The following is a 20,910-nucleotide window of genomic DNA, read 5'->3' on the forward strand; positions in this document are numbered from 1 at the left end:
TTTAGAGTGGGTGTTCAGATGTTAATAACTAGTTTTTATTATGGGATGGAGATAGCTGCAAATTTTGCTCTTGATGCTGCGTTTCTTGGATAGCGGCTGCAATAAACTCTTCAATATCGTTGACAAATATTCCTAAAATTGAGCAGGTTTTTAAATTTCGATTAGAATGACCTAAATCTTTCCTAATATCTAGTAACATCCGTTCAAAAAACAACATTGTTTCGATACTAGATGTATAACTATCTGAACCTGTTTTGCTTGCAGAACTACGGAATTCCTTAAAGCTTTTAACAACATCATCTGAACCCCACATCACTAGTTTGGGGGTGATGTCAACCAAAAATGCTGTTACCTCTTCTTCTGTTTTTTGAATTTTTCCTAATTTAGTTGCAAAAATAATTTCAAAGAAAAAGTGAGTAATGTCTTCGTAAATTTTTACCTTATATTCTCTTTGCTCATTTCTGATTTGATTTTGAAAATTACTACCAACCGACAGTGCGGAACCAAAAACAGCTAGTACAACAGTAAGTGCTTGCCAGGGTGCTTGTTCGAGTGTAGAGAACAAAGTGATAAGCAACCAGCCAATTAGTGCTATCCCTACCAGCCCAAGACCAGTATTTTGCCAGTTAGTTTTCTGTTCCATTATTTAACCACGATTAGACGCAATTTGTAGTACTTATGCACTATAGTCTTTTTATCATAAAGCTCAAATAGCTGAACTAGTGTTGTTACGGATAAAGTCAAGCAGGATTTTTACATAGCTACACTTGGGTATAACAATATTAGAGATAAAAACTATAACCTCTTAACAGGAGTAACTAGCATTGGCACTTAAAGCCCCTATGATTAGGACAACCTCATCAGCTCGTGATGCTCAGACGAATTGGGGACACTTCGTTTAGAGCGGGTGGTGTGGGGGACGGGCAATAATTTACTCGTAGAGTAACCAAGACTCAGCAGCCCGCCCCCCCACACTCCGCTATCGCCACCCGCTCTACCCCAGTTCTTGACAGCTAAAAAAACATTTTTCTAACGATTAATCATCAAAATCAATTGGCTGACCGTTAAAATGCTTGTGAATGCTTTCGGGAGTCAGCCAACCAGGAATTGTGACCTTTTTATCTACTTCTGCATCCCCTTCTTCATTGTTTAAACCGTTAACTGTTGCAACTTTTAAAGGTGTCTTACCATCGGCGGTTTTGCGGTCAATTTGAATAGTTCCTCTGGCTCTACCTTTAGCAGTTCCATCACTTCCACCAACGGCAGTATTAGTGAAGAAATGGGCAATACAGACTAATCTTTCTTCAGCTTTTCTAGGGTCACTAAGAGATGCTTTAACAAACTTTTTGGCAGGTTCCTTGGTGATGTCTGACTCAGAATAGTTAGTGAATTCATCAACTAGTAACTGTTGCGGTTGCTTGAATGGTTGATTATTGATTCTATCTAACCAGCGCTCACGGGCATCATCAAAAGCAAGTCCAATCTCTTCTTCTGTTTGCGCTATCAACTGAGGGCTTAAATATTTCCATGCGTTTCTTAAATTTTCTCCTGCGTGTGCGTCTATCAGCTGATACAAGGGCATATCAAACAGATTTTCTCTAAGCATCACAATTGACGCTGCTAGGGTTGATTTACCGCTTCCCGCTTCTCCTAATACCCAAATGGGCTTTTGATTATCGATAATCTTCCACAGCCACCCGTCCTCATGATTCTTGAGTGCTTCGATTAAATCACTGATGAGGCGCTGGTCAGTCAAAGGATGATTGTCATTTGCGATCGCGCTCTTGGTTTTACCCTCAATCTTGCCACGTTCTTGTTCAGCTTTCGCCCTGTCTCGAAGATTCTCAGCAATGGTTTTATCCATCACTGAATGATTAACAGCACGGGCTTTCATAAAGTCCTCTAGCTGAATCCGAGCCTTGGCGCGTTCGTTTTCCTCATCGGTTAGCCCCAATTCTTTACGAGAATGAACGTCTAGGTCAGTTAATCCATCTTTCAAGCGTTCAGTGTAAAGCTGGGTTGAATGCTGCTTAATCTCACGTTTGTGCTTATTATGCTGCCAAGTTGCATAGTCGCCAGTCTTTTCGAGTTCCCCCAGTTCATAATCCGTGCGCTTGAGGCGGGAGCAACGCACGAGCAAGCAACCCACGACACCCCATAGCCCAATAACCGCAATTCCATATCCTTGCAACTGATTAGGGTTATCTGTGGGCAAATCACGCACCCATTGAATAGCATCGCCCTTGTAGGGAATGATGCTGCCATACAATCCGTAGCGCTGCCATTCTTCAGTCAGGACAAAACGCGGCTGGTTGCAAAAACGCTTATCTAGGGTTGCTTGACTCTCTACACCATTCGCTGACCTTGGGCAGAACTGAATTTGTGTCAGGTCGTAAGGCTGACGTGTTTGCGATGTTGCTAGCCCGATGACTGCGGCTACACCACACACACCAGCCAGCGCTAACTCGAAAACACCCTGTTTCATTCCCGCCCCTTAAAAATAATTGCAATAGAGCCAATGAATAAAGCCAACGCGACTGCAATACTTAACCAAGGGTCTGATTGCGGATTCTGTTTTTCAATGGTTTGGATGTCTTGGCTAATCTGGGACACTGTTTCTTTAGTCAAATTCTCAAAATATTGATAGTCTTTGACTGCTAACCAAGTTGTGATACCTGCAAACACCAAGCCCCCAGCAGTTTTTAAAACATTTTGCATATTATCTACCTCTAGTCCATCACTGTTGTAATTAACTCTCAAGCCTGTCAGCCCAGCCAGAGAGCCAACGCTGCACATAGAAAACGAGAGCGAAATTGCCAACCAGAAATTAACGCCACCGCCAGTTATTAAGAGATATTTAGCTATAAAGAATCCCGTAGAATTAAGCGACCAACCGACAAAGAATCTGGTCAATTTTTCAGTTGTATTGATAACATCTTTACGGTGCTGCTTGCGCGATTCCAGGTGTTCTATTAAGTCTTTTGGTAACGGCGTATCTGGGGCGATTTCGCTTACTACTCCCTCATTACCTTCTTCAATGTCGTATGTCATATCTGTATTAGGTATTTCTCGAACCCGTCAGCGCTCGGCTAAAGTTACTGACGGGTTTATTTATTAGAAACCTAGCAGAGCATCCTTGATTTTTTGTACAATAGAGCGCCCTACATATTGTTTTTTCGGCTTGAAGTCATCACGAGCGTTATCACCCATTTCTAAGTAATACTTGCCCAGTTCTCTATCATGTTGCAGGTCAATTGTTTGTTGTCTAATATCTGTCTGCAATTCCGTCTGTAACATCTTGTATTCCCCGTCAACTTGCATCATGTGTTTGTCCACCCATGTTTTCAGCAATAGATGGTCTGTTGATTGTTGATGGCGTAGCGCTTCTTTCTCCTTGGATGAAGCGAAATCAAGCTTCATTTCTTCTAGGATGTTAGCTAAATGAGTATCAGCTAAAATCGCTGACTGCACTGCCCTTTCAATCTTTTCGCCGCTAACACCAGCTTGTTTGTAGATGTCGCTCAGGACTATGTTTAAGTCCTCAGTCCCCTTGATAGCAGCTAGCATTTGCTCTCTAACTTGTGGGGCGAATTCACTAATTTTCGCCCCGTCATTACCCATTTGCCCTATCAGCTTCAGGGCTGACTTATCGCCTGTTAGCGCTCTGAGTACTAGGTTGCTAGATGCATTGAATTTAGTTTTTAATTGGCGCTCTAGGTGGCGTGATTTGGAAGTTACCAGATTCTTTAGCTTCATTGAACTTTTCACAGCGATATTCCTTTGATGGGGTAAATATTTGATTGCAGTGATACTCCATTCGCCTTACATATTGCTCAATAGCTGACTTTCGTTTGAGATATTGCTGATAACTTGATTGCTCTAGCATTGGCAGATACAAGCAGCTATACAAGGGTAAAATCACAGCAGCGAGTGCAGTTAAACTAACAGCAATTCTTGATAAGTAGCTCATTCTCACCCACCGAATACCCAAGCACTCAAGCAGCGTCAATTCATGACTATTGAGCCGCGTTGAGCCTTGCGAGAATTGAGAATTGGGTGCTTTTAATGTTTTGGCGGATGACTCCCATATCCGCTTTGATATCTCCTGAAAAATTGTTAACCTTTTGGTTTAATCTAGAAGCTCTGTTGCTAACGTGTTCTCGCAAGTCTTGGGCGTTAGTCTCAAATGATTGCTCAATGACATCAAATTTCTGATCAACGTAGCTCTTGATTGCAGCCGTTACAGTACTGATGAATTGGCTGTAGTCGGTAAAAGTGTCGTCAACGTTTTCAGCAATACTTAATGTTTCTTGTTCAGTTAACTCAAACCCCAGCGCCGATGATTGGGCTGTTACAATTTGACGCTTATCTGAGCTAGTTACAGTGATGCTGTTAATCTCTTGGGCAGCGATTGTAAGCTGACTGTTATCAAGTTCAGCGTCAGGTTGTGCATCTTCTGACCCTACTAGAAACGTTTCTTCAACGGGTTCATCAACTACAGATAATTGGCTTGTCGATTTGACTTTGAGATAGTCAACGGCTTGACTCAATTGCTCTTTGGTGGGATTGTCAAGGTCATCGCACTCGACAGCAAGCGCAGCTGTTGTGTAATCATCTTTAGTGAATCCTTGATAACCCTGTTTGTACAAACGAGCGCGGATATTGTTAGTAAATTTGTCAGACATGATGATTACTCCTTAAAGGGCTAGTGCTAAAACTGAGATCGTTGCGGATTTCATCGGTTGCGGTCGTCTGTTGATTGCCCATTTAGCAGCAACAAACGCAACAAGGGCTAAATCCTTGCTCTGATATGAGTGAAGGGCGTTATAACTTAGATTTGCTTGGCTAAACCAGTAATAACGAGTGCTGCGTGGTACATCGTCAAGATTGATTTTTAGATAGTCTGCCAGCGCGACTAGGAATTGCTGACCTGTGTATTGAACTTCTTCGGCATCATAGAAGTGTTTAAAGGCTTGCCAGCGTTCGCTAAAATCAGAGGTTCTAAAAGAAAAGGCTGGACACTTACGCTTCATGCCTGCATAGGTTTCAACAATGCTTATGGCTTTTTCAGATTCAATGGAGAGCGAGAAATATTGCTTCAAGGATGCGACTGTGCGATACCAAGTGATATCTGAAATGCCTTTTCCCGTGATGCCCTCGTAAGTTTCTTTGAGCAAGCGATACTTAGCTACATATTTTTTTGTTGCCACATTAACTCTGTTTTATTACTTGAGTGTGTATAAAATTGACCGACTATCCGTAAATTCCAGTTATTTGACAGGCTTATTTAGCTAGAAACAGTTATCCTGATACGCCAAATTAGCTAGGCACTATCAATAACCTTGGATCTTGGACTTTAGACAAATGTGAGACTGGAGTTTTTATCGGCTATAACCACGTAATAACAAGGTTTGTCAGCTTTCAAGACATACTGACACTTTCTCGTTTACCCCCACGAATACGCCCCTTTTGGACTAGTTGACGCGCTTGTACCAAAGCCTTTGGATGTTTTGCGCGGTACTAGATGTTACCAAGGGGTAGAACAAACTCAACTGTATTGAGTTGTTAGTTATCTCTGCTGTGTGCTGTTTATATAAGCTCGGCACTTCGTAGCAGCGTCTTAGCACCTTGTCACGATTGAGCTTTAAGTCGGCAGTCTTAGACTGACGCGGTAAAGGACGGAAATAGTACTGAGTGTGTCTAATACTGTCGCTGCTATAGAGATAGCGATAGAGAGCGCCATCGATACTGTAGGTTTTGGATTTGCTTAGGAGGGTTACGCATCCTACAAGCTGTTTATCGATCATCATTCTTGTCTCCCGCAACACACGCGCCTGTCAAGCTTGCACCCAGGAAGACCGCGATAGAGGCGATGGCACTTCCTTCAAAAATTTTGGCGTTGTAAATCCATGTAGGTTGATATTCCTCACCTCTACTTTCCTCAATGCGGTCAAACCCGTGACAAAAGATAGAACCAACTACCATAAAACTAGTAGTTACCAAGCTCACAATTGCTACTGATGATGCTCCATTAAGTATGAATGAGTTAATCTTTTCACGCCAATTTTTCACACGGCGAATGTGCATTACTGGCTTTTGTTCTAGATATGAATGCCACTCTGAATTAGTAAAATTCAAGGGCTTGGAATCATAGGGAACGTGAAAGTCAAGTAGTTCGCCTACTGCTTGGATTGCGTCGCCTAGCATCACATCTGGGGAGTATTCTAGTTGGCTGAATTCTTCTGAATCTCGGATTTCTCTGAGCCAGCGATCTATTGCTTCTAACCTTCGTAATTGATTTTGATTAAGCATTACTCTCTCAAAAGGTAGTTCGTTGATTGCTTCTAAGTTGCGTAAATTGATATGCATGAATCCTCTGTCCTAATGCAGACACGCACAATTACCGCGACCGTTGAAAATGAACGGACGCAATGCAGATATTGCTGTGAATAGTTGAATGCTCTCAAAACAGCGCTTGCAACCCTTGCAACCCTCAAAAGGAAGTCGCCTTAGCGTTTTGCGCTTGGGTATTACTTGCGTCTGCCTTAAGTTATTGACGTATCGATAACCTTGACACTAATATATTAATATCAATCAACTGATAATGTCAAGTAAACCTAGCTATCAACCGAATGGTATCTTTCAAATGCTGATAAACTGCAACAGAATTAGCTGTTAATATCAGTTACTTGTTATTGATGCCAGTTAGGAATAAAATCAAGCAGTTTGTTGATGATAGGGGCATTACCCGTTATCAGTTCAGAAAAGATACAGGGCTATCTGCAACCACAGTTTACGCTTTGTATGACAATCCCTGGCAAGTACCACACGTAACCGCGATGAACAAAATTTGTGACACTTATCGCGTTCAGCCTAGCGAGTTAATCGAGTGGGTTCCACCAGAAGAAGTCAGCGATCGCGTACAAAAAACAAAATAAGGAGGGAATCTGACCGAGGGAAATCAGGCAAACGACGGTATAGAGCGTGTTGAGGGCAAATTTGACCCACTAACTGAGACTAGATATTGGCTGCCTGCTGCTTCAGAGCAACACTGCAAACGGATAAGCAGAAAAAGGGGAATACGATTAGTTAAAGTTGTTGATACCAAGATAGAACCTTTACCAATAATTTGTATTTTTGAGGGATACCCAGATGAGTGAAACAACTACTCAGATACCCGTAAGCGAATTAATCCCAATGCTGACCGCGATCGCGGATCGTAACTGGGAACGTTTTAAAGAAGTTGAAAAACAATTCGTTACACAACACGGGGTAGAGGCTTGGGAAGATTTTTTTGCTTTCCGCCTTAAGCCAGCTTTAGACAAAGAATCTGATAGATGGCTGCTAGTTCAGTGGTGTAGCAAAGGTTTTACAGTGAAAGATGTAGCGTGAACTACTCTTGCGTAAACTCATAGGCACGTTAGCCCCATAAGGCAAAATCGAGCAGCTAGTACTATTTCACATCATTATTTTTTGATGTCGCCAATGTTAACAGTGAAAGACCTAACAAGCGATTTTCAACTCCCACTGCACAACGAAGCGGCGTTTGAAAAAATTAGGGAGGCGAAAGACTATGCGTCCACTCAAGCTCTAGCGGCTGGTGCTGCTGCGCTGGCTACAGGAGGCATAATTCATCCGGCTGGCTGGGTTCTTTTTGGATTGGCTTACAAGCCGTTGGTGGTAACTCAAAAACTTGCGCGGTTGGAAAAATTAGGAACCTTACTTTTTGATGAGTTTAAAAGCCTAGATGTACAAGTCTTCCCGGTAATTCCGGTAGAAGACAACAACCCTATCGACTTGTTTATTAGATTTCCACGAACAACTCACCTGTTTATCTCCATTCGCTCAAAAGGAGATAGAGAAATTGTCTACAACGAAGCTAGAGAGGTTTTACAAGTCAAGCGCAAAGACAAAAATGGATTAAAACTGTGGCAACCCTGCCCACTTGTGGAGTTAGCAGATTACGAGAAGTGGCTCAACAAGAACAGAGATAAGTTTTTGATGTCTTCCCGTGAAGCTCAAAAGACTCCCACAGCAAAAGTTTTAGTCTTATGGCCTCCTACCAAAGCGGCTAATACTCACAATGAACATCTTTATTCGGAGGTGGGAAGTATGAAAATTCTGGCTCTCAGAAGAAAAGGTACTGCGTTTGTTATTCAAGAGGAGGAAGTAATCGAGTTTGTCAGGGCTTGGTTAGCCAAGTACAGATAGGCTAAAAGGTGAAAACCCCGTGTCCCGTTGGGATACCGAGGTTTTCTGATTTTTATTCACGTGGAATTGGGGATTGGGTTGAACGCCTAATTAATGTCCCTAATAGTAATCTTATCAAACCTTTCAAGGTGTTAAGCCATTGTAACACCAGCAATCCAGACAGAAAGAGCAGTTTAGGATTTTTCTGTTTTTACATTTCTGAACGTTTGTATTAGAAGATTACTTTCGGGATAGCTCCAATTCCTCCAACACACAAACTGGAGGAATAGCTCTCATGTCACCATTACAACAATTTAATCACTCAGTATCGGCGCAATCAGCAGATGCTCAAGGGGCAAATTCTGCCTCGGAGACAAAACTTGAGTTGATTGAGAGTCGGATAATCAAGTTTGCGTTTAACGCCACTGGAAAAAACAAAGACTGGGACTTTAAGAAGCTGGCCGGTAACTTCATTGATGTAGAGGGCACTCTAGCCGATGTCCAGGAACATATTAAAGCAGGTCATGCCATCTGTGCCGGACTGTTAAACGGCAAATGGCGCAGTAAGGCCAATATTATCGGTTCTCAGTGGCTACTACTCGACATTGATAATTCCAATATCGCCCGTGATGCTTATGACAAGCCGATTAAAGACGAAAACGGGAATTACATCAAAGTTTACGATCACCAATTAACCATAGAAGAAGCCCTAGCCCATCCCTTCATTAAAAAACACTGTGCTTTAATTTACACTACTGCCAGTCATAAACCAGACTGGCATAAATTCCGGTTAGTTTTCCTTCTCCCCGAATATGTCCAAGGCGCTGATACTGTAGAAGCTTGTACGCGCTTCCTCATGCAGCAGTTACCGCATGATCCAGCTTGTAAGGATGCAAGTCGTGTTTTCTACGGCAGCACAGAGGCGGAATTCCCGCTAGTCAACCCTGAAGCCACTTTACCAGCAGAATGGATAAGTGAGGCGATCGCGATCGCGCAACAGGAGCGTGTTGAGTATCAGCTACGAATTCAGGAAATTGAGTCACGGCGTAAAGAGTGGCGTGAGATTTCCGTCACTGAAGGCTGGGACATTGACCAGCTAATCCAGAACGCACTTTCATTCATCCCACCGCGCACCCCAGGAAGCGGTAACTATGACGAATGCCGTCAGGTGTTGATGGCACTGGTTAACCATTATGGGGCAACGGATGCGGAAATTATAGCCGAGCAGTGGTCGCCCAGCATCAAGGGTTCAACTTGGAATATCCGCGCTAAGATTCGCAGTTTTAGACGTGGGGGAATCTCAATCGGCACACTGTTTCACATTGCAAAACAGTATGGCTTTCGCTTCCCTAAACGGCAGTATGAACCATATCAACGTGATCTTGGGCTGATTAGCCGTGAGCAATGGGAACTTGGGCGAGTCAGAGAGGACTTAAGCAGCTTCCAAAATTTATTAAAGCAAGCGATCGCTCCTTTGGTTTCGGCTGCCAAAGGATTTTCAGCAGCACCAAAACCAAAACCAGAACCCAAAATTACTACCGCTTTCCGGCAGGTAATTGTCTACAAGCGTGGCAATATCCCACATCGGAGCGAAGTTACTGGTGATATTTCTATTACTTGTAAGCAAGAGGAACATATTGCGGCCTGGGTCGAAGCGATTTCTAAGGGCTGGAAGCAGATTTTGGATAATTCTCATCCTGGGCTGGGCAAGTCTCACAATGCTGGACAACTGACCGCCGCACTTTTCGGGATTGAGAAACTAATTTACCAAGATGCCAACCACCGCAACCCCTCAACACTACCCATTGAAACTAACTTTGTTGACCTCCCAGTGCGGCACAATGGCTTAAAAATTGACCCCACCCGCACTACTCCGATGGGCGATCCGTTTCAATTGCGGACAAAAGCGGGTGAAATTCCCGATACCATCGGCAATTGTCACCGAAGTTATTTATTTGAAGGATTCCGTAACAAAAATTTTGTCAGTTTGGATTTTGAAGAAAGTTCTATTAGCCCCATCTGTGAGGGTTGTTCTCTCAAAAATCAATGCCGTTTCGCTCATGGTAATGGTTTTGGCTTCCGTTATCTTAAACGCAGTGCAATTCAAAATTTCTCCCAAATCAGAGCGCATCCCGACTCTACACCAGTTACCTTAACGGGAGCGGCAGGTATTCCTTTTACCGTTGGGCGGTTATGGGAAGAAGCTGGTACACTTATTCAGCCTGTACAAGAAATCCAAGTTAAGTTAAAAGATTTTGATACTACAGTCGGACAACTAGCTACAGCCTTACCGCCTGAGCAATGGTCAAAACTCCAGCCCGTTTTACAGACAATGCGCTCGCTGCTCACCCAAGATATTAAGCCCGATTCTCGCTATGGCTTTGATGATGCGGCATTAAGGACATTTTTACCCGAATTCCCCCAAGATTTAGATGTTGAAGGGATTAAGCAATTAATAGAGCCTAATTTAGATTTTCTCGCTGATTTAGATTCTCTCGATATCCAAGCTGATCAACAACTTCAAAAAAGTGCCGCCGCCCGCTTTGCTGCCAAAAAGCTAGTTAAGGATAGCGCAAAACAAGCGGGTAAGGATTTTCTAGAATTGCCCTTGTACTGGTTGCCTGACTTCCTCGAATCTTGGAAGGGTGAAGGTTTCTTGGCTTGTAAATGGGGTGTCCTCAGCATTTATCGCCGTAATACCAAGTATCAAGACTTGGCTAACTCCGCCCAATTTAATATCTACCTTGACGCTACTACCACGCCAGAGCAATTGAAATTGAAGCTTGCCTACAATGACCCCGTGCTAATCATCGAGCAGTCACGCCCCGACTACAGCAATTTAACAGTAGTCAACGTCACTGGACTGGGTAAACTCTCCAAAAATCGTTCCCCTTCCTTAACTGCCCGTGTTAACGCCCTCAAGGAAACCTTACTCAAACTCCACCAATGTTTGGGCATCATCGAGTGGAAACAAGTTGCATCTGAAGCAGAAGACCGCATTGAGTACGGTCACTTTGTCGATGGTCGTGGCGTTAATCGCTTTAGTGACACTGACGCAATCGCTAGTTTTGGCATCCCCTACCAAAACATCGGCACGTTGGCAGCACATTTTCAAGTGATGACTGGTTTTAAGGTCAACCTCGAAGACAAAAACAGCACTTTTCAACAGTATCTTATCCAGTTAGTCAGGGCTGAAATTATCCAAGAGATTGGCCGATTACGCGCTCATCGTCGCTCCAATCAGGAGCTAACTTTCTACTTCTGCGCTGACTATGACCTCAATTTTCTCCTCACGGAACTACCAGGCGTGAAATTAGAGGTTGTTGATGCCTGCGATTTCTGCATTGAAGCTGGTAGCCGCGACCAGCAGACTCTCCACGCTATAGTCAACGCTTTCACCCACCTTTGGCAGTCACACCAGAAAATTGGACAAAAGGCGATCGCCAAAATCATAGACACTACCCAAGGATGGGTGAGCCGATTTACCCAGAGATGGGGGGGCTGGCAGCACTTTAAAAAATTATTACTCCTGCTATTAGATAGTCTTAATAGCGGTAGTAATAAAAATTTGGCTGACTTAGACGAGGATGAAAAGTGGTTAGCGCGTACATACTTCCCGATGTTGATTGCTGAATCGGAGTCATCACCAGAAGATGCCTTAGAACACGTCGCTGAAGTTGCCACAATCTTTACTAATACTGCACTGCGGCGGGTTTTTAACTTCTGCACGCCGATAGTTTTGGCTGACTTGCTGATGATTATCTTGCGTTGTTTACCCACTGAAGTGTACTCAGACCAATCTATTCTAAGTGCCTTTGGCTTGTCGCAAGTGACCTGTAACTCGACAGTGACGCTCTAAAATTTATCGATTTTTAATTTCTACTGACCTATCAGTAATAAAAGATGCTCTCCTTCATCATTGCGTACTTAATCATTGAGTGAGCGTCCCGTTCACTATGCCTTGAAACGCCCCACCAGAGGTTTGTACAGCATGAGTGCATTAAGATTACTGCTTTCTACGGTAAAGAGTAAGGTGCTTTGAAGGCGAGTTAGGGTGCAAGTAGTATAGTCATCTAGTATCCCTTTATCTCACGTCTAGACTGAGTTGTTTACTATAACGTCTCACTAAAAGACAAGCTCTGCATAACGACCAAGCTCACCCGCTGCTGGAAGCCCGAAGCGCAGGGTTGAAGGCAGTCGGGTGCAGCGCCTTGTTCTGTCGCTGTCAGGGACTTTGGCAGTCTGGATGTCTGGATTCGAGACAGTCGTAGGTGAATTAAATCATTCCGATCTGTTCGGGCAAAGCGACTGCATAGCCATCTGTTTGTATTCATCCAGTCCCGACTTCAGCGCAAATTCCGCAAGTGCAACGGGATAAGAGGCAGTCAATTCAGTCACATGATCTGCCATCTTGGGAAAAACGCGCCCGCCAGCCTTAGCATAAGCCGCGATCAGCTTATCGAGAGCGTCTTCGCCGAACGTATGGTAATGGGCAACAAAATCAACGGCTGGATCATTAATGGCTGCCTCAGTCCAGTCAATAAAGCCGGTTACTTCTGTCCGTGCATTGATAAGAATATGTCCAGCGTGCAAATCGCCGTGGGTCAGCACTGTTTCATGCGACCAAAACACATCGTTCTGGAGCCAGCGTTGCCAGCGGTCCCACAATTGCTGGTCAACTCCAAACTCGCTTCTAACCACGTCCATTCTTTGCTTCATGGTCGCACGCACCTCTTTGGCGGTCGCAATTAAAAGACCGGCAGAGTGCGCCTTTTCAAGGCTAATGTGATGGAGAGAAGCTATGCCTTCAGCCAGCGTTTGATGAAACTGCTCAGGTACATTGTTTTCGTCAATTGCCCAAAGATAGCATTTTGCTTCTGGATCGACCGTGGCTGTCGGCACACCGCTTAATGCTTTATACGCAATGAGTTCATTTGTAGACACAATCCACACAGGTACCTCTACAGCCAGAAGAGGAGCGATCAGTTCTAACGTGCGTTTTTCCTGAGCAACCGACGGCAGAACATCCTCGCGTCTGGGAAAACGTAAAATCCAACGTTCTCCCTCCGTGTCCGTAGCCAACACAACTTGGAAATCAAGTCCGGATTCGTTGAATTGCAGCGAATCTGCCTGTATGTCCAAACTATGTTTATGTGCCAACTCAAGAACTTCCTGGCGCGTTTTTTCGCTCATGTCTTTTATTATCGCATATCAGCCAAGCCGCGCTGCGACAGAACGGTTCCAATCACCGGACATAAACACCCCGTGCTACTCATCAACCAATTGACTTTGTTCCGGTGCATTGGGATTGTGATGCCTAATTAAACGATAAGTTTGTTGTCCGTACATCAGTTGTCTCTTTAAATATGAACAAATACTTTATCGACTTTGACCTCAATAATTTCTGGTCAGATAACGAATACGCCAAAAACTATCAATCTGCACCAGTTATCTACGATTTAATTGAAGTAGTTGAAAAAGAGCTTGGCTTCAAACTACCCCAGTCCTATATTGAACTAATGAAAACGAGAAATGGAGGTATACCTAATAAAACTTTCTTTGCGACAACTGAGGAAACTACTTGGGGAAATAGAATCGAAATAGAAGGAATTTTTGGGATTGGTGTTGACAGTTCAGCTTTTGCTCTGTGCGGAGATAATGGCAACCAATTTTGGATTAACGAGTGGGGCTATCCCGATTTTGGGGTTTATATCTGTGACACGCCTTCAGGCGGACACGATTTGATTATGCTGGACTATCGCAAGTGCGGCAAAAATGGCGAGCCGGAAGTAGCTCACGTTGATCAAGAGGACGACTATAAGGTAACAACCATTGCCAAGAACTTTGAAACGTTTATCACAGGTCTAACCGGGGATTAAGCCGAAAAAATGGGTTATTTTTACAAAACTTTACAAGGCTGTACCTGGTGACATGAACCTTCTATTTCCGCCAGATTGGCCGATTACGCGCTCATCGTCGCTCCAATCAGGAGCTAACTTTCTACTTCTGCGCTGACTATGACATTACTTTTCTCCTCACGGAACTGCCAGGAGTGAAATTATTGGCTGACTTGCTGATGATTATTTTGCGTTGTCTGCCCACTGAAATTTACTCAGACCAATCCATTCAAGCGTGCTATTGCCCCGGTGCAAACGGTACTACAACTGCGTCACCATCTTGCAATTTAACATCTTGACTTAAATCTTCTGCTGATAAATATTTGTACAAGTTTACATCAATAGTTTGTTTAGTTTCATTAAATACTTGTCGGCGGATTTGAACTCGACGAACATCAGCATTTTCGGTAATTCCACCTGCCGCCTGAATTGCTTTAGTTACAGTAGCCGATGAACAGGATTTTGGGCGTTGCTGACTCTGTGGTGTTGTTGCCAGCAGAGAATAACCTCCTGGACGCTGGACTTCTCCAATTACAGCAATATAAATATAATGTTGTGTATGGCTTTGTGCATTAGATTGTACTTGATTAGGTTTGTCGGCACACAATTTGGTTTCATGATCCGGCAACGGTACCGCTAATACTGGCAGACAAGCTACTTGTAGAGATAAAACAGTCGTCAAAAGCCTGATGTCAGCCAAATTTTTCATAAAATCAACTCCAAGATGCGATTGCAATACACCGATAACCAAACAAGACTAAAATTCTTTTTGTTGAGTTTCTAATTTTGACAACTTCCAAGTTTTGGCTGACTTGCTGATGATTATCTTGCCTTGCTTACCTACTGAAGTTTACTCAGACTTTGCCCCAATGCAAGCCGTAACTAACCCGACAGTGACCTGATAAAATTTATCCAACTAAAGCTCAGGTCGTTGCTTTTCTCTTATCTTCCCTAGCTTTTGCATCTGTCAAGCTAGGGCCAAAAGCTTTATGACACTGGGACAAGATGCTACCTCAAACTGTAGAACATATACAAAAGTAATCCATATTCCTAAGAGAGAGGGCTGTCTGCGCCGCAAGCTAACTAAAGACCACTGTTTCCTGGTGTTCTCTAGTTGGCAAGGAAACGAGTTCTACATCTGCCTCACTACAGCTAGACAAAGAAGTAGAGCGTTCACTCATGTTGGGCGCTCTTTTCTTTTTTGCTGTTGAGAACCAGAATCAGCGGTTGCCAAAAGCTTATGTGGTTATCGGCTCCTTATTAATAAGGAAATCTACAGTACTCTTGCACCTTTCTCAAGTCAAGGTTATATTTAAGCAGGTGTGCAGTTAGTTGCTGGTTTTTCCTAAGCTCTAACTATATGCTCCTGGTATTAAAGATACATCCAAACCTCAGTAACTCTATTCTCTCAGTTGCTGGGATTTTTATTTGCCTACCATAGCAAGAGGTTTACGCTTCCGTGTTTTTCATGTGTTTGTTGTTAGTATTCTTTCGTTGTCTCTAGTTTTAAGAATCTCAATCTCAGGCTTCCTCTCTAGCAGTTTTCTACGTTCTTGCTGGTCTTTATCTATCTGTTTATCGAAGTCAGCCATTAGTCTCTTGTTGGTCGCTTCACTTTCTTTAACCATTCTGGAGATCATATCTGACCTTTTTCTGCTTTGCTCTTGCGCTGCTGGCTGTTATTTTCTTTTGCCCCTCGTACTCTTAACAGGTGTTTCTTCAGCTTCGCTGCTGCCAATAACTGCTTGCTGATTTTCAGTAGCAGAATTTGATGGCATACTATTGTCGTCGCTTGACTCTGCCTTTTGACGGCGACGACTGCTTTTCTTCAACTCACCGATTAAATATTTGATTCTGCTGCCAGCCAAATTAATACCCAGACCCTTCAGCATTTCTGCGACTTCATCATAAGTGTAGCCGTACTTAGAAGAAGTCAGCTTCTCAATGTACCGTCTCATTTTGCGAACTGCGTCTCTGTCTGATACAGACTCTCGCTCTTTCGGCTTCTGCTCCTTAAGCGCTTTGATAGCTTCATCAATCTTCTCTTTTGTAATTACTTCTGAATTCTGATGCTCACTCATGGTTACTCATGAATATTGATTAACTGATAATTATCGGCTATTTGAAATAATTTTTCCCAATTGATTTTCAAAATTCTACAAAAATCGGCTATTGCGGCTACGCCGAATTACCTCTTCGTATTACGGCTACGCCTTATATTTTTTAGTGTGGCAGCTTCGCTGGTATTCTTATTCAAGCTAATGCTAAAAAATCTGACTATTACAGCTACGCTGAATCAGAGAATTTTACTTAAAACAGCTACGCTGAATTATTTTTTCGTATTGCGGCTACGCCGGACTATTATATTGTGTGGCAGCTTCGCTAAATCTAGAATTTTCATATAGCAGCTACGCCGTTTTTATCTCCTCTATGGCGGCTACGCCGAACCAGAATTTATCTCCTGCTTGATTTGATTCAAATTCCGGCTACGCCGTTGCTATCCTCCCCTGTAAGTTGTAGGATGGTCAGCAGCACGGCTACGCCGAAAGTACTCTCGCCCTCAGCCCCCTCCTGTGTCCTCCGTACACCCGTAGCACTCTATACCTCCCTTACCCCAAAAATGGGCTTGAAGCCAGCCATGCCTCAAAGCTTACGCTTTGTCTCGCTTCGCTCGAACGGCAGACTGGTTCAAGTGGGGAAACCCCCCTTGAAAAACCCCCCTTGCAATGTCCCGATATCTTCTAGAATTATGGCGAACCGCAAGCAGTCAAAAGCTCTAGTCCGAAAGCATATTTTTCCAGTGAGATTAAGTGATATCGAATTGGATCTGCTGCGAATAAAATCACTTGACGCGGGGATGTCAGCAAGTGAACTGATGAGGCGCAATGCATTGATGCGTCCATTGCCCAAACGGTTGAGTAAAATTAGCTTGCAAACATATTGGGAATTAGGACAAATTGGCAACAACCTCAACCAGCTTGTTAAGGCAACCAACACAGCCTTAAAAATGGGGCGAACTTTACCTGCTGATCCAAAACTACTAAGAGAACTTTTAGAACTGCTGCATCAGTGTAGACGAGAGATTGCCCAAGCTGACACGGAATCGGACGACTGGTCAGAGGAGGAAGACGAAGAGGATGATTGGGAAGCAGACCAAGGGTAGAGGTTTTCGCCATCTGTTAGATTACTTAGAATCCCGTGAAGAGGCCAAACTAATCGGTGGCAACATGAGCGGGAGAAATGCCCGTGAATTGGCGCGGGAATTTAAGCTATCTCGACAACTAAATTCAGATGCAGATCGAGTTGTTTATCATGTCTCACTGTCAGCAGCTAAAGACGATAAATTAGATGATGAAAAGTGGAGCGAAATCGGCGATCGCTACATGAAAGAAATGGGGTTTGATGCCAATCAGTTTGTCATCTTCCGCCACCATAACACTGATGATGACCACATCCACATTGCAGCCAGCCGGATCAGGATGGATACAGGGCTAGTAGTGCATGATTCCTGGGATTATGTACGCTCTGAGAAAGTGCTGCGACAAATTGAAATTGATTATGACCTAGTGCAAGTGCAAGGCAGTAGAGAGAAACTACAGCGTACACCCAGCACTGGACAAATCAGACGTATAAGGCGCGAACAAGAAGAGTTTGAACTAGGTAAACTTGAGCGGCCACCAGGACGCACTATCAAAGAGGAAGTTCAGCAGACAATTGATAGGGCTAGAGTTGATAATCCCCAAATGCCAACGCTGATCATGCGCTTGCAGCAAGCAGGAATTAGTGTCAGAACAGGATTTACCAGAAATGGGAAGTCTAAAGGCATTTCTTATGAGAAAGATGGGCAGGCTTTTAGTGGTACACAGTTAGGTGCAGCTTATACCTTCCCCGGTTTGCAAAAACATCTTGGCGTTGACTACCAAACAGAACGTGATGATGAACCTATTCATGAATTGCTTCTCAAACCTGTTAAACCACTCCCAGTTGAGCAGTTAGAAAAACTCTTTCTTCTTATTGAACGCAAACACCAACAGCCTCAGTTCACTCCACCACCAGAGGATAAAGTTGTTTGGCAAGTATTGCACAAGTACTTAAGCGAGAAACGCTATATACCAGATTATATTCTCCAAGGATTACATGGTAATCAGTTGCTTTACATGGATGAGCAACGAAATATTTTGTTTATCAAGCGTAATTTAGATGGTGAAAAAACTGGCGCATTAGTTTGGTCAAAGCCTAGACAAAATCATCGCACTGTGGAGTACGACCAAAACACCTCTACAGCAAATGGTTGGTTTTATCTGAGATTAGGAGGGCAACCAACGGACAAGGTAGAAAATGTCTTTTTGTGTTCTACACCAATTGATGCGATGTCAGCAGCCACCTACCTGATCTCAAGTTGCAAAGGGCTACCACCAACTAGAACCATGTTGATAGTAGCTGATGACCCGAATAACCTACCTATGGAATTTCTCAAGAGTTTCAATAGGGTGGTCGTAGCATTCAATAACGATGAGCAAGGGAATCTTGTGGCTAGTGCAGTATTAGAATTGTTGCCACAGGGTAAAAGGCTCAAAACCCATAATCCTGATTGGAGTCAGGAACTAGAAGCTCATTTGAGGGAGGAGCAACAAAAGCTCATACAGCAGGATCGTGGTTTTAGCCTGTGAGCCACGCTCCCGTAGACCGAACTCGTTGCTGCCGAGGCGAGGCTTTAGTTTTTACTAGCTGGGTAGTTAAGAGAGCAGTTTTTTGAAGTACATTTGCAACACGAAGGTATTATATATTCTCAATAATTTTGAAGTTATTGAGAATGAAACAGGCGATTAAAATTTGCTGTAAGTCATAGTCAGTAAGCATTACGCCCGAATTTTTCTCTAAAAGTCTTATGCTCAACTGGTAGTAGTAGGGCTACTCTATAGCTACCAGTTGGGGAATCATCAAATTTTCAACAACTCGCTTTTTTACTACTCAACTGGTAGCTGTGTGTCACCAGTTGAGCTACCCAACAGCTACTACTTGGGTAAGGTATTTATAACTACTATTTTAATACTGGTAAACTACATAAAATCTATGTAATAAGTGGTGTTTGCAGCAAGCTTTGGTGGGCATCACTGTGCCAAGAGGTTATGTAATTAAATTCCAGATGAACGAGCCTCGTCTACTTTGAGGGTGGTTCCTGTAATGAACTTAGCATCATCTGATATTAAAAAGCTAACCGTTTTGGCAAGTTCTGCATAGGTAGCTGGACGACCCCACATCAAATCATCAGGAACGTTCCAGCCTTCTAATTCCTCAAGATTATCGGCAACAAAGAAAGGAGCGATCGAGTTCATGCGAATATGATCAGCCCGATATCGCTTGGCATAGAGTTTGGTGAATCCTTCCATTGCGGCACGAAGTGTTCCACTGAAAGGAGTTCCAAGTGTTGGTTCTTGAGAATCGCTTGCGGAAATGTTAACGATCGCACCACCCCCAAGTTGACGCATCGGTTCTGTCACCAGTTTTGCGATGCGAACCACGCTCAGAAACAACATCTCAAAATTCTCGCACCACATCTCATCAGAAATGTTGAGTAAATCAAGGCGCGGTGGATCACCAAAACTATTTACGACCGCATCAATTCGACCAAACTTATCCAATGTGGTCTGAACTAATCGCTCTAAATCTTGCAGTTTAGACATTGAACCTTGTACAGCAATTCCGCCAAGTTCTTGTGCTAAATCTAAAACACTTTCACTTCGCGCCATCAATGCAACCGTATATCCTTGAGTCGCTAAATGCCGCGCACACCCTGCACCAATTCCACGACTCGCTGCCGTTACAATGACAATTTTCCTCGCATTCATCTTTATTATCCCCCAAGACTAACCTCAAATCAGGATAACCTTTGATTTAGAAGTACAAGCGACACTTCCTTGCTCAGTTGGGGTTAGAAAAGGTTAAACGGTAAATGAGTTCGTCGGAAAGTTTACCCTTAACGAACTCTGCGGTTTTATTAACTTTGTACAGATCAAACCCAAGCTTCAATAGCACCTTACGGCAGGCATAGTTTTGCTCGTTCACCGAAGCGTATAGAGCAGGAAAGTCGAATCGCTCTTGGGCAAGGGCGATTGCTTTTGAGCAGTAAGCAGATGCATACCCCTGTTTTTGGAAGTTCGCAAAAGTCATGAAGCCGATTTCTGCGTATGCGTCATCGAAAATACCTATCTCGACAACTCCAACAAACTGGCGTTGCGGAAGTATTGCCACCCACTTGAGCCAAGTCATAGTGTCGTTGTCTGGTGATTTTTCCAGTGCAGCAAACTTGAACTTTTGCTTAAGCTCGGTGAAAGTCGGTATCTCATCTTCTAAATATTCGTATAAAATAGGGTCGCTGAGGTGTAAGTACAGCGTCTCGGCGTGGTCTTCCGTCACTTTTTCTAGATGTAAGCTAATCGAGGCTGTATCCATGTTTTATCCTGCTCATAAGAGGTTTACTTATGAAATGAACCGCAAATAAGAAAATTAATAAAAAATCAGATTACTAAGTTCAAAAGTTTAATTTGTCATGGTTTTAGTAGCCACAACCGCGTAACAGAGATGCACAGCATTGGCTCTCGAAAGCATTGATTTCACTGGGCTGTATTCACCAATCTAAGAAAATTTGTGATAAATTTTCTTACTTGAGAGCAATATATCCTATTGTTAACATCTGCTGTAATGAGGTGTTCTCTGCGGGAGTAACAAAAACCTTGCGGGGAGACAAAATACCCTGAAAAGCTTATAGATTAAAGAATGTGGCAATTTATGGTAAAACAAAAAGAGCCTTTGTTTGCAACAA

Annotated in this window: 21 protein-coding genes; 7 read left to right on the forward strand and 14 right to left on the reverse strand. The window is 43.3% G+C overall.

The genetic code is table 11. The features are described 5' to 3' along the window. Nucleotides 1-28 precede the first annotated feature (28 nt). The 9 genes from H6G26_RS25255 to H6G26_RS25295 form a co-directional block, all read right to left on the reverse strand. A complete protein-coding gene (locus H6G26_RS25255) occupies nt 29-643 on the reverse strand; it encodes a hypothetical protein (RefSeq protein WP_190732320.1) in 615 nt (204 codons plus the stop codon). 393 nt (nt 644-1,036) lie between these two features. Then, nucleotides 1,037-2,485, reverse strand: coding sequence for a hypothetical protein (locus H6G26_RS25260; RefSeq protein ID WP_190732322.1), 1,449 nt, complete (start codon nt 2,483-2,485; stop codon nt 1,037-1,039). Next, nucleotides 2,482-3,051, reverse strand: coding sequence for a hypothetical protein (locus tag H6G26_RS25265; protein WP_190732324.1), 570 nt, complete (start codon nt 3,049-3,051; stop codon nt 2,482-2,484). Before H6G26_RS25265 ends, H6G26_RS25260 begins: the two co-directional genes overlap by 4 nt. A 63-nt stretch (nt 3,052-3,114) precedes the next feature. Continuing rightward, nucleotides 3,115-3,756, reverse strand: coding sequence for a hypothetical protein (locus H6G26_RS25270; protein ID WP_190732326.1), 642 nt, complete (start codon nt 3,754-3,756; stop codon nt 3,115-3,117). Further along, nucleotides 3,695-3,970 carry a hypothetical protein gene (locus H6G26_RS25275; protein WP_190732328.1) on the reverse strand — a complete coding sequence of 92 codons (276 nt, stop codon included), beginning with the start codon at nt 3,968-3,970 and terminating at the stop codon, nt 3,695-3,697. The genes H6G26_RS25270 and H6G26_RS25275 overlap by 62 nt, the downstream gene beginning before the upstream one ends. Nucleotides 3,971-4,016: 46 nt before the next feature. After that, complete coding sequence (locus H6G26_RS25280) at nt 4,017-4,685, reverse strand: hypothetical protein (RefSeq protein ID WP_190732330.1); 669 nt, start codon at nt 4,683-4,685, stop codon at nt 4,017-4,019. A 12-nt stretch (nt 4,686-4,697) separates the two neighbouring features. Beyond that, nucleotides 4,698-5,210 carry a hypothetical protein gene (locus H6G26_RS25285; RefSeq protein WP_190732332.1) on the reverse strand — a complete coding sequence of 171 codons (513 nt, stop codon included), beginning with the start codon at nt 5,208-5,210 and terminating at the stop codon, nt 4,698-4,700. Between the two features lie 264 nt (nt 5,211-5,474). Beyond that, nucleotides 5,475-5,810: a hypothetical protein gene (locus H6G26_RS25290; protein WP_242053860.1), complete on the reverse strand. Its 336-nt coding sequence runs from the start codon at nt 5,808-5,810 to the stop codon at nt 5,475-5,477. Then, entirely contained in the window at nt 5,797-6,369 is a 573-nt protein-coding gene (locus H6G26_RS25295; protein ID WP_190732334.1) for a hypothetical protein, read from the reverse strand. The genes H6G26_RS25290 and H6G26_RS25295 overlap by 14 nt, the downstream gene beginning before the upstream one ends. Nucleotides 6,370-6,698: 329 nt before the next feature. On the opposite strand from H6G26_RS25295, the gene H6G26_RS25300 reads away from it, so the two are divergent. The 4 genes from H6G26_RS25300 (at nt 6,699) to H6G26_RS25315 (ending at nt 12,049) form a co-directional block, all read left to right on the forward strand. Continuing rightward, nucleotides 6,699-6,938: a helix-turn-helix transcriptional regulator gene (locus H6G26_RS25300; RefSeq protein WP_109013574.1), complete on the forward strand. Its 240-nt coding sequence runs from the start codon at nt 6,699-6,701 to the stop codon at nt 6,936-6,938. Between the two features lie 214 nt (nt 6,939-7,152). Further along, a complete protein-coding gene (locus tag H6G26_RS25305; RefSeq protein ID WP_094345602.1) occupies nt 7,153-7,392 on the forward strand; it encodes a hypothetical protein in 240 nt (79 codons plus the stop codon). A gap of 93 nt (nt 7,393-7,485) precedes the next feature. Further along, complete coding sequence (locus H6G26_RS25310) at nt 7,486-8,211, forward strand: hypothetical protein (protein WP_242053861.1); 726 nt, start codon at nt 7,486-7,488, stop codon at nt 8,209-8,211. 274 nt (nt 8,212-8,485) lie between these two features. Next, the gene (locus H6G26_RS25315) at nt 8,486-12,049 is read left to right on the forward strand and encodes a PriCT-2 domain-containing protein (protein ID WP_190732344.1); all 3,564 of its coding nucleotides are present in this window, start codon (nt 8,486-8,488) and stop codon (nt 12,047-12,049) included. Between the two features lie 422 nt (nt 12,050-12,471). Here H6G26_RS25315 and H6G26_RS25320 read toward each other — a convergent pair whose 3' ends face one another. Next, nucleotides 12,472-13,383 (reverse strand): macrolide 2'-phosphotransferase, encoded by a 912-nt coding sequence (locus H6G26_RS25320; protein WP_190732346.1) that lies wholly within the window; start codon nt 13,381-13,383, stop codon nt 12,472-12,474. Between the two features lie 173 nt (nt 13,384-13,556). Here H6G26_RS25320 and H6G26_RS25325 point away from each other — a divergent pair, with 173 nt between their 5' ends. Next, complete coding sequence (locus H6G26_RS25325) at nt 13,557-14,069, forward strand: SMI1/KNR4 family protein (protein ID WP_190732348.1); 513 nt, start codon at nt 13,557-13,559, stop codon at nt 14,067-14,069. Nucleotides 14,070-14,325: 256 nt separating this feature from the next. Here H6G26_RS25325 and H6G26_RS25330 read toward each other — a convergent pair whose 3' ends face one another. Beyond that, on the reverse strand, nt 14,326-14,796 hold the full coding sequence (locus H6G26_RS25330) for an SLBB domain-containing protein (protein ID WP_190732350.1): 471 nt from the start codon (nt 14,794-14,796) through the stop codon (nt 14,326-14,328). A 970-nt stretch (nt 14,797-15,766) separates the two neighbouring features. Beyond that, entirely contained in the window at nt 15,767-16,168 is a 402-nt protein-coding gene (locus H6G26_RS25335) for a hypothetical protein (protein ID WP_190732352.1), read from the reverse strand. Between the two features lie 440 nt (nt 16,169-16,608). On the opposite strand from H6G26_RS25335, the gene mobC reads away from it, so the two are divergent. Continuing rightward, on the forward strand, nt 16,609-17,250 hold the full coding sequence (gene mobC, locus H6G26_RS42805; RefSeq protein WP_242053862.1) for a plasmid mobilization relaxosome protein MobC: 642 nt from the start codon (nt 16,609-16,611) through the stop codon (nt 17,248-17,250). Then, a complete protein-coding gene (locus H6G26_RS25345) occupies nt 17,225-18,757 on the forward strand; it encodes a relaxase/mobilization nuclease domain-containing protein (protein WP_190732355.1) in 1,533 nt (510 codons plus the stop codon). The genes mobC and H6G26_RS25345 overlap by 26 nt, the downstream gene beginning before the upstream one ends. A 465-nt stretch (nt 18,758-19,222) precedes the next feature. Here the strand turns inward: H6G26_RS25345 and H6G26_RS25350 are convergent, their stop codons facing one another. Both H6G26_RS25350 and H6G26_RS25355 read right to left on the reverse strand, forming a co-directional pair. Continuing rightward, on the reverse strand, nt 19,223-19,936 hold the full coding sequence (locus tag H6G26_RS25350) for an SDR family oxidoreductase (RefSeq protein WP_190732357.1): 714 nt from the start codon (nt 19,934-19,936) through the stop codon (nt 19,223-19,225). A 73-nt stretch (nt 19,937-20,009) separates the two neighbouring features. After that, the gene (locus H6G26_RS25355; RefSeq protein WP_190732359.1) at nt 20,010-20,540 is read right to left on the reverse strand and encodes a GNAT family protein; all 531 of its coding nucleotides are present in this window, start codon (nt 20,538-20,540) and stop codon (nt 20,010-20,012) included. Nucleotides 20,541-20,910 lie beyond the last annotated feature (370 nt).

It is taken from the genome of Nostoc sp. FACHB-888 (assembly GCF_014696655.1).
In the GTDB taxonomy this organism is placed as follows: domain Bacteria; phylum Cyanobacteriota; class Cyanobacteriia; order Cyanobacteriales; family Nostocaceae; genus Nostoc.